General features: G+C 53.8%; 8 protein-coding genes. 6 read left to right on the forward strand and 2 right to left on the reverse strand.

What is annotated here, in order from left to right:
• Positions 1-147: 147 nt before the first annotated feature.
• Entirely contained in the window at positions 148-687 is a 540-nt protein-coding gene (locus KO508_RS10380) for an RDD family protein (RefSeq protein WP_216008245.1), read from the forward strand.
• 17 nt (positions 688-704) lie between these two features.
• On the opposite strand, the gene lptG is transcribed toward KO508_RS10380, so the two are convergent.
• Together lptG and lptF are read right to left on the reverse strand one after the other, a co-directional pair.
• The gene (gene lptG / locus KO508_RS10385; RefSeq protein ID WP_216008246.1) at positions 705-1,766 is read right to left on the reverse strand and encodes an LPS export ABC transporter permease LptG; all 1,062 of its coding nucleotides are present in this window, start codon (positions 1,764-1,766) and stop codon (positions 705-707) included.
• On the reverse strand, positions 1,759-2,862 hold the full coding sequence (gene lptF, locus KO508_RS10390) for an LPS export ABC transporter permease LptF (RefSeq protein ID WP_216008247.1): 1,104 nt from the start codon (positions 2,860-2,862) through the stop codon (positions 1,759-1,761). The genes lptG and lptF overlap by 8 nt, the downstream gene beginning before the upstream one ends.
• A 248-nt stretch (positions 2,863-3,110) precedes the next feature.
• Here lptF and KO508_RS10395 point away from each other — a divergent pair, with 248 nt between their 5' ends.
• The 5 genes from KO508_RS10395 (at position 3,111) to KO508_RS10415 (ending at position 9,762) form a co-directional block, all read left to right on the forward strand.
• Positions 3,111-4,604, forward strand: coding sequence for a leucyl aminopeptidase (locus KO508_RS10395; protein ID WP_216008248.1), 1,494 nt, complete (start codon positions 3,111-3,113; stop codon positions 4,602-4,604).
• Positions 4,604-5,119 (forward strand): DNA polymerase III subunit chi, encoded by a 516-nt coding sequence (locus KO508_RS10400; RefSeq protein ID WP_216008249.1) that lies wholly within the window; start codon positions 4,604-4,606, stop codon positions 5,117-5,119. The genes KO508_RS10395 and KO508_RS10400 overlap by 1 nt, the downstream gene beginning before the upstream one ends.
• A gap of 169 nt (positions 5,120-5,288) precedes the next feature.
• The gene (locus KO508_RS10405) at positions 5,289-8,141 is read left to right on the forward strand and encodes a valine--tRNA ligase (RefSeq protein ID WP_216008250.1); all 2,853 of its coding nucleotides are present in this window, start codon (positions 5,289-5,291) and stop codon (positions 8,139-8,141) included.
• Positions 8,142-8,143: 2 nt separating this feature from the next.
• Positions 8,144-9,166, forward strand: coding sequence for a ketopantoate reductase family protein (locus tag KO508_RS10410; RefSeq protein WP_216008251.1), 1,023 nt, complete (start codon positions 8,144-8,146; stop codon positions 9,164-9,166).
• 38 nt (positions 9,167-9,204) lie between these two features.
• Positions 9,205-9,762 (forward strand): cob(I)yrinic acid a,c-diamide adenosyltransferase, encoded by a 558-nt coding sequence (locus tag KO508_RS10415; protein ID WP_216008252.1) that lies wholly within the window; start codon positions 9,205-9,207, stop codon positions 9,760-9,762.
• Positions 9,763-9,828 lie beyond the last annotated feature (66 nt).

Raw genomic sequence — 9,828 nt, forward strand, 5'->3', positions numbered from 1 at the left:
ATACCTTTCCAGAAATCCCACCGTAAATCGGCCGGATCCGCGATTGAATACGAATACTTACATGCGTGTGCAAATCGGCTACTCTAGCACACGCCGGTTATAGGAAAAATGAATACAGGAAAAACGTGAAACATCACAGGAGACCCCATGCCCCGCCGCTTCAACGCTGCTGACGAACTACTTCCGCCAGCCACATTCCTAAAAAGATCCTTGGCCGTCATTTACGACGGTTTGATCAGCATCGCTGTGCTTTTGGTTACCACATGGATTTACACCCTGATCACCGGCTGGTTCACTGGCTGGGACCTTCTTGAACAAAAAGCAGAAGCTGGCCAGTTATCCGGAGACCCCGGCCTGACATTCGTGTTGTTTCTGGTGATGTATTTGTTCTTTGCTTACTTCTGGACGCGAATCGGGCAGACACTGGGCATGCAGGTTTGGCGTGTTCGCATTCAAAATATCGACGGATCTTCTGTGAGCTGGAGCCAAGCACTTCGGCGTTACGTTACCGCTGCCGCAGTGTTTTTTTTGGCGCTTCTAGCGGGTCATTATCTCGGCTCCGCAACTCTATTTCTCTCCGTACCAGCCATGCTCGCTTTGTTCTATCCTATCAACGGGCTTTCAGTAACAGACAGGTTTTCGGAAAGTGTAGTCGTTGCTCTACCAGCAAAAACTAAGGCGGATTGAACCAAAGTGCCGGGCGGCTAACCTGCCCGGCGCATCAACAAAGCTCCCACCACTGCATTCACAGCAATCGGCGCTGAAACCGCCAATATTGGGTTAAACCCGAAGACCAAGCTCATCGGGCCCAGCAAGTCCTGCATATATTTGAACAACAGCCCCACCAGTAGCCCGGTAAAAATACGAAACCCCATGGTTACCGAACGCAGCGGCCCGAATATGAAAGAAATCGCCACCAGAACCATCACACCGGTACCCAACGGCATCAGTGTCTTTTTCCAAAAGGCCAGCCAATAGGGCGCGCCATTTAGCTCCTGATCACCTAAATAGGTGGCGTAAGTGTACAGGCCTGTCATTGACAGGTTTTCCGGCTTAACGATCAGCACGCTCAACACACTTGGGGAAAGGCCAGTATCCCAGCGCAGGCTTTGATCATCCGCACGGCTGGTTGAGTCACCCTCAAGCCGAGTGGTCGTAGTATTTTGCAGGATCCAATGATCGCCCTGATAAATCGCGCGTTCAGAAAAGCTAGCAGCAACCAGTTGTCTCTCGTCATCGAAACGGAACAAGGAAACGCCATGCAGAACTCCGTTGGCTTGTACCGCGTTTAGATGCATAAAAACGTTACCTTCGCGGTGCCATACGCCATGTGCCGCAGCAACGTTCTGGCCTGCGCCTAGGGCAACTGCCTTGTGGCTCTGAGCGGCTCGTTCTGCAGGGGGAGCCAAATACTCACCTATAAGCACACCCGCCAAAACAATCACCAGTGCCGGCTTCATGGCTGACCACACAACTCGCTTTATAGAAACCCCGGCAGCACGAATCACCGTAAGCTCGGAGGAACTTGCCATGCCACCCAAACCGATGAGGCACCCCATAAAGGCACCCAGTGGTAGGTAATCGTAAATTCTGCGCGGCAAGGTGAGAGCCACATACCAGAGCGCATCCAGTATCTGGTAGTTATTCCGGGTGTCCTCCAGCTCGGCAACAAAGGCAAAAATGAGGTCCAGAGACAGCACCACGACCATGACCAAAAACATGGCGCCGCCAACATTACGCATCACATAACGATCAATTTTACGCACTTGTCGCACCCCCCCGCTTCACTTTTCTTTTGTGAAGCCAGGCTGGGCCAAAGTGCAGCCAAAGCCCAAGCGCTAGAAAGATGGCGTGTACCCAAAGCATGCCGAGCCACTCAGGCACCTTGCCCTCAGCCATCGCGTCGCGGCCAACAATCAGCAAGCCAAGGTAAGCGACATAGACGAGCATGGCAGGTAAAAGGTGAAAAAACCGCCCTTGCCGGGGGTTCACCCGGCTAAGCCGAACCGCTAACAGCGCCACTATGGGTACAATCAAAGGCAACGAGAAGCGCCAATGCAACAAGGCTCTGTCCCGCGGGTCATCGGAACGCATAAGTTGGCCAGTGGTCACCCCTTCATCCAGCTCCACATCGCCGCTGCTACCGCTACGAATCTTCAATCCATAGGCCTCGAAGCCGGTAATCTGATAATCCAGTTTGCCCGGACTGCCATCGAAACGAGCACCGTTTTCAAGAATAAGAAAGCGGCTGCCAGTTGCTTCATCAATTAACTGCGAGCCGGAATCAGCCGTAATAACGCTTACGCCAGTGCCGTCTTGACCGTACTCGGCAATAAAAACCCCTTTCAAACGGCGTTTATCATCACTAAGAGCTTCGGTATAGGTGACTCGACCACCCGATGAGAGCTTCTGAAATCGCCCCGGCGCAAGCAAATCGAACTCAGTTGCTTTCGCCTGTTCTGCAAAAATTTTCTCGACCTGCTTCATTCCCCAGGGAGAAACCACTAAGCTCATGCTCCCAACGGTCAACATCACAAAAAGGCTACCAATTAGAGTTTTCGCAAGTAGCTGGCGATCACTCACGCCACAGGCGTAGAGCACCGTCATTTCGCTTTCCATATACATGCGGCCGTAGGCGAGCAAAATGCCAATGAACAAGCCCAATGGGAGGATGAGTTCGAGAAATCCCGGAAAGCGGTACGCCATGATTTCAAACAGCACACCCGGCGCAATCTTGCCCTCGGCAGCACCCGCCAAGTATTTAATAAAACGCCCGCTCATGAACACCAGCAAAAGGATGCCCGAAACGGCAACCATGCTGACCATAACCTGACGTATGAGATAGCGAAAAATAATGCTCAAAACGGTTTCTCTGCCCGTGTAAACCGGAACATGGAGGAATAGGAAAACTGCGCGTATTCTATGTAACCTTAGGGCCGAATGACAGTGTAGCAGCGTTAAGGTAACGACAGACTAAGCCCCAGTTATGTTAATCATCCTGCCTTCCCAGCTTGATAAACTAGATGCAAACCCCAATGCTTGGTGAAACAGGATCAAATCATTTCTGCCGTTCTCATCTGCGGCCTTCCCGGACAACTAAAGGAGTTTCCATGAACTTCAGCCTGAATAGTACTGCCATTACGAGCACCAAAGCCGACTGCCTAGTTGTCGCCCTTCCGGAACAAGGCGACTGGCCAGCCTCTACCACCGAGGCCGACGGCGCATTAGGCGGGCTGATCAGCAAGCTCCAGAAAGCCGGTGATATTAACGGCAAAAATGCTGAGACAATTCAGGTGCCACTCGTCGATCAGCCATGGAGCAGATTACTTGTGGTTGGCACAGGAAAGGATGCCGAACGCAACAGCGCATACTTCCGCAAAGCATTGATTGCAATGGTGGGCACCCTTAAAGACGGCCCTTCAAAAAGCGTACTAATTACCCTGACCGACACCAAGGTAACCGGTAACGAAAATGTCAGCTCTGAACAAGCAAAACTCAGCTTGATTGGCCGTACTCTCGAGGACCAACTCTACATTTTCAGCGAATTTAAAAGCGAAAAACCGACCGCCCGCAAACTCAACAAGGTTTTAGTGAACGCGTCAGAGGCGGGCAAAGCTCAAAAAGAAGCCTTTAATCTGGGGTTGGCAACGGGTCGCGGCATGAACCTAGCCCGTGACTTGGGCAATATGCCACCGAACATCTGCCACCCTTCATGGCTGGCAGAGCGAGCCCACAAATTGGCTACTGAGCACGACTGCATCAAGACCGAAGTGCTTGATGAAAAGCAAATGAAAGAACTCGGCATGAACTCCCTTCTGGCCGTTGGTCAGGGTAGCGCTCAGCCACCTCGCCTGATCATCATGGAATACCGCGGCGGCAATGCTGAAGACAAGCCTCATGTTCTGGTAGGTAAAGGCATTACCTTTGATACGGGCGGCATCAGCCTCAAGCCGGGCGCTGGCATGGATGAAATGAAATACGACATGGGCGGCTCTGCCTCTGTATTCGGCGCCATACAAGTTCTTGCGGAAACCCAACCCAAAATCAACGTGGTTGCAGTTATCGCTGCCGCTGAAAACATGCCAGATGGTAATGCTAGCCGCCCCGGCGATATCGTAACCACCATGTCTGGACAAACGGTAGAGATCCTCAACACCGACGCTGAAGGCCGTCTGGTTTTGTGCGATGCCCTCACCTATGTGAAGAAGTTTGATCCGGAGGTGGTCATTGATCTTGCGACACTTACCGGTGCCTGCATCATTGCACTTGGCCATGAGACAACAGGCCTGATGGCAAACAACGACGATCTGGCCAACGAACTGCTGGCTGCGGGTGAGCGGGCGAGTGACAAAGCCTGGCGCCTGCCCATTTGGGATGAGTACCAGAGCCTGTTGGACAGCAACTTTGCAGATATGGCGAACATCGGTGGCCGCACCGCGGGTACCATTACCGCGGCCTGCTTCTTGGCACGCTTCACCAAAGAGTACCGCTGGGCGCATCTGGACATCGCTGGCACTGCTTGGCACTCAGGTAAAGCCAAAGGCTCTTCTGGCCGTCCGGTTCCCCTGCTGGTCGACTACCTGATGTCCCACGCTGGACAATAATGGAAAGTAATTCCGCACCAACAGCCGGCAGCCCTGCTGCCGGCGGCTCTCGGCCTGCGTCTGCACAGGAAGATCAAAACCAGCGCTACTGGTTTCATATTCTCCTGCAAGACACCCCTGCAGCCCGCCACCTGCACGCCACCAAGCTTGTGAGCAAGGCCTGGCAGCAGGGCGACCGGGTGTGCATTGTGTGTGACACTCAGCAACAAGCTGAAGAGCTGGATGAACTGATCTGGAGCTTCAGCCCGGATGCGTTTATCCCGCACAGTGTCATTCCCGATTCGGCCACACCCTGTGCTGATCCTGTTGGCATACTGCTTTGCCCGCCAGTTGCGGAAGATTGGGATACAGTGATCATTCTCTCCGAGACGCTTCCTGCGAACGCAGACAAATTCAAACGCCTCGCCTTGGTGGCCCATAACGATCCCGCCGTTCTCAATCAGGCTCGATCGCACTTCAGGCAGCTCAGGGCGCTGGGGATTGAGCCTCGGGTTCACGATCAGAGAAAGCGCTAGATTCGTAACAGGTGCAAACCGGCGGATGTGAAAGCCTTTCACATCCACCGGCACCGACTTTGTGCTGGCCTCCTCAACGCCCAAGGTTCGCCCGATAACAACCGAACATGTATAATCCAGTGTTTCAATTTCCCCTTGTGAATCAATCAAACGGTCGCCAGAAAAACCCATGGAAAAAACCTACCAGCCAGAAAACATTGAGCGCCAGTGGTACGAAAACTGGGAATCCAAAGGCTACTTCCGCCCCAGTGGAGAGGGCGAGTCCTACAGCATCGCTATCCCGCCTCCCAATGTGACCGGCAGCCTGCACATGGGTCATGCCTTCCAGCACACCATCATGGACACCCTCACCCGCTACAAGCGTATGCAGGGTCACAACACCCTGTGGCAGGTAGGCAGTGACCACGCAGGCATTGCTACCCAAATGGTGGTTGAGCGCAAACTGGCTGCGGAAGAAGGCAAAACCCGCCACGATCTGGGCCGCGATGAGTTCATCAAACGCATTTGGGACTGGAAAGAAGAATCTGGCGGTACCATTACCGGCCAGATGCGCCGGCTGGGCAACTCGGTTGACTGGGACACCGAACGCTTCACCATGGACGACGGCTTTTACAAAGCTGTACAGGAAGTGTTTATTCGCCTGTACGAAGACGGCCTGGTATACCGAGGCAAGCGTTTGGTGAACTGGGATCCAAAGCTGCACACCGCCATTTCCGATCTGGAAGTTGAGAACAAGGAAGAGAAAGGCTTTTTCTGGCACCTGCGTTATCCGCTGGCCGACGGCGCCACCACGCAAGATGGCAAAGACTATCTGGTGGTAGCCACAACCCGCCCGGAAACCATGCTAGGCGATACCGCAGTCGCCGTTCATCCGGACGACGAGCGTTACCAGCACCTGATTGGCAAATTCGTGATGCTGCCGTTGGTAAACCGCCGCATTCCGGTGATTGCCGACCATCACGCCGACCCCGAGAAAGGTTCCGGCTGTGTGAAAATTACGCCAGCACACGACTTTAACGACTATGCCGTAGGCAAACGCAACAACCTGCCGATGATGAACGTGCTGACGCAGGATGCAGACATCCGTGAGCAAGCCGAAATCTTCAATAGCGACGGTACAGAAAACACTGAGTTGGATGCCAGCCTGCCCGCAGCCTATGCCGGACTGACCCGTGAAGACGGCCGCAAGCAGATCGTTGCTGATATGGAAGCCGCCGGCCTCGTTCAGCAAGTGGAAGATCACGTACTGAGCGTACCCCGTGGTGACCGCTCTGGCCTGATCATCGAGCCGATGCTGACCGATCAGTGGTTTGCTGATGCCAAAAAGCTGGCTGAGCCTGCCATTGAGGCGGTCGAAGACGGTCGCATTCAATTTGTGCCCAAGCAGTATGAGAACATGTACTTCTCCTGGATGCGCGACATTCAGGACTGGTGTATTTCCCGCCAGCTATGGTGGGGCCACCGCATTCCTGCCTGGTACGACGCCGAGGGCAATATCTACGTTGGCCGCAGTGAAGATGAAGTTCGTCAGAAACACAATCTGGCTCCAGACGTTGCGCTGAAACAGGACGACGATGTTCTCGATACATGGTTCAGCTCTGCACTTTGGACCTTCGGCACATTGGGCTGGCCAGAAATTACCGAGCGCCTGAAGACGTTCCATCCTACCGATGTTCTGGTGACAGGCTTTGATATCATTTTCTTCTGGGTTGCCCGGATGATCATGATGACCATGCACTTCATGAAAAATGAAGACGGCACCCCGCAAGTTCCCTTCAAAACGGTGTATGTAACTGGCCTGATCCGCGACGAGCACGGCGACAAGATGTCCAAATCCAAGGGCAACGTAATTGACCCATTGGACATGATCGACGGCATCGATCTTGCCCCACTGCTAGAAAAGCGCACCGGCAACATGATGCAGCCCAAGCTGGCGAAGAAAATTGCCAAACAGACCGAAAAGGAATTCCCGGAAGGTATTTCTGCCCACGGTACCGATGCGCTGCGTTTCACTCTGGCAGCGATGGCTACGACCGGTCGTGATATCAACTGGGATATGAAGCGTCTGGAAGGCTACCGCAACTTCTGCAACAAACTGTGGAACGCTGCCCGTTACGTGCTGATGAATGTAGAAGGCGAAGACTGCGGTGTGAATGGCGAGGCAGTAGAGCTGTCTTTGGCGGATCGATGGATTATCAGTGCGCTGCAGCAGTGCGAGCAAGATGTAACCCGCCACTTAGATCAGTACCGTTTCGATCTAGCATCCCATGCTTTGTATGAGTTCATCTGGAACGAATACTGCGACTGGTATCTCGAGCTATCCAAGCCTTGCCTGAGCGACGATAGTGGCAGTGTTGAGGCGAAGCGCGGCACCCGCCGCACTCTGGTTCGCGTACTGGAAACCGTTCTGCGTCTGGCGCACCCGATCATGCCTTTTATAACGGAAGAAATCTGGCAGCGCATTGCACCGCTGGCTGGCAAATCCGGCGACAGCATCATGTTGCAGCCTTTCCCGCAGGTAGATACCAGCAAGCACGATGCTAAAGCCGTCGAAGACATTGAATGGCTGAAGGGTGTGATTGTGGCGGTGCGTAACATTCGCGGCGAGATGAACATTTCCCCGGCGAAGAAAATTCCGGTTCTGTTCCGTGGCAACAGTGCGGAAGGTCAGCGCCGGATGAATGAAAATCGTCAGTTCCTAAGTTCTCTGGCCAAGCTCGAAAGTCTGGAATGGTTAGAGGGCGACAAGGCACCCATGTGTGCCACTCAGCTAGTTGGTGATATGGAAGTGTTGGTGCCTATGGCGGGGCTGATCGATAAGGATGCGGAGCTGAAGCGTCTGGACAAGGAGCTTGAGCGTTTGCAGAAGGAGATTGGACGCCTTGAGGGTAAGCTGAATAATGAGAAGTTTACTGCGAAGGCGCCTGCGGAAGTGGTTGCCAAGGAGCAGGAGAAGCTGGCTGAAGTTCAGGGGAATTTGGGCCGATTGCAGCAACAGCGCGCAGATATTGAGGCCATGTAGGCATGGTGTCTGCGGATGAGCGTTCCGGGAGTGGCAGGGTGATTGCCATTCTTGGAGCGGGTTCTTTGGGGCGGCTTTGGGCCGCCCTTTTGCCTTCCGGGCATTGTGGTTTCTTGCCTCGGCCTGAGCACGCTTCTCGGTTTATGAGAAGCATCAGCCGTCAGGATCTCCCTCCCGAAACACGCTGTGAATACGTCCTTGTACGCTCTGTTCCGCCATCCATGGCTCCACAAGGTTTCGGGAGGGAGATCCTGACGGCTTCACCGGTATCTGGTGATGCCCGCATCCACGTTAGCCTACCTTGGCTTGAGTCAACCGAGAGCATCGAGCTTCTGCTTGTAACAACTAAGGCTGGCGATACGCTTAAAGCTTTGGGAAGCTGGCTACAGCACACTCCGATTGGCACACCCATTGTCTTATTTCAAAACGGATTAGGTAGCCAGCAGGCAGTTGCCGAACGCTGGCCGGAGCGGCCGATTTTAGCGGCCAGCACTACCGAAGGAGCGAACCGCCCTTCCCCTGAAGTATTGGTTCACGCCGGAGCCGGTGATACCTGGGTGGGCGCGCTTACGGCTAGTGCCGTTTACCACACCGCGAGTGTTGTTCAACAGTTGGCTGAAACGGGTTTACAGATCCATGCTGAGGAGAGCATTCTGCAGCGGCTTTGGCAGAAGCTGGTGGTCAACGCGGGGATAAATCCGTTTACCGCCCTGCTCGACTGCCCTAACGGAGACATTCTGAACTCACCTCTTTACCAGCAGAACATTGATGGGCTTTGCTCGGAGATATCTGTTTTGTTGGAAGCTGAGACCTCAGAAGCCATTGCGCCGGAGGTTCTTCGGGAGCGTATAGAAACTGTGGCGAGAAACACCGCCAGCAATACGTCTTCCATGCGCGCGGATGTTTTGGCGGGCCGTAAAACTGAGATTGACTATATCAACGGCTATCTTGTGCAGTGCGGAAAGCGCCATGGTATTGCTACGCCGGTAAACCAAATGCTGACCGAGCGAGTAAAAGGTCTCTAACGCTTTAAATAAATGGGTTTTAAACAGGAGCACTCTTCATGGGCAACCGCCTTTCCAAGATTTACACCCGCACCGGTGACGATGGCACCACCGGCTTGGCCGATGGTAATCGTATTGCCAAAAACGCTCAGCGTGTTGAGGCCATGGGCATGGCTGATGAATTGAACTGCCATATCGGCCTACTGATTGAAACCTTGGACAGCGACGACGAGATGCTGGAATCCATGCGCCGCATTCAACACCACCTGTTTGATCTGGGCGGTGAATTTGCGATTCCGGGAAGCAAAGCTATCACTGAAGATCATATTAGCTGGCTGGAAAACCTACTGGATGAAATGAACGAACCCCTCCCTCCTCTGAAAAACTTCATTCTACCCGGCGGAAGCCCGGCTGCAGCTCAGTGCCACTTAGCCCGCGCCGTTTGCCGACGAGCAGAGCGTGTGGTGGTAGCCCTCAGCCATGAGGACTCCATCAACCCGCTGGGACGCCAGTATCTGAACCGTTTATCAGACTTGTTGTTTGTAGCTTCAAGGGTGTTAGCACGCCGGAAAGGCGCTGAAGAGATTCTGTGGGACCAGAAAAAATCTGGTATGTAGCGTTCGCCAAGCCTTAAAAATGCGAGACGGCTTGCTCCAAAACCAGGCCAAGTGGGGCGCTGAGAC

The sequence above is a fragment of the Marinobacter salexigens genome (assembly GCF_018860765.1).
GTDB classification, from domain to species: Bacteria; Pseudomonadota; Gammaproteobacteria; order Pseudomonadales; family Oleiphilaceae; genus Marinobacter; species Marinobacter salexigens_A.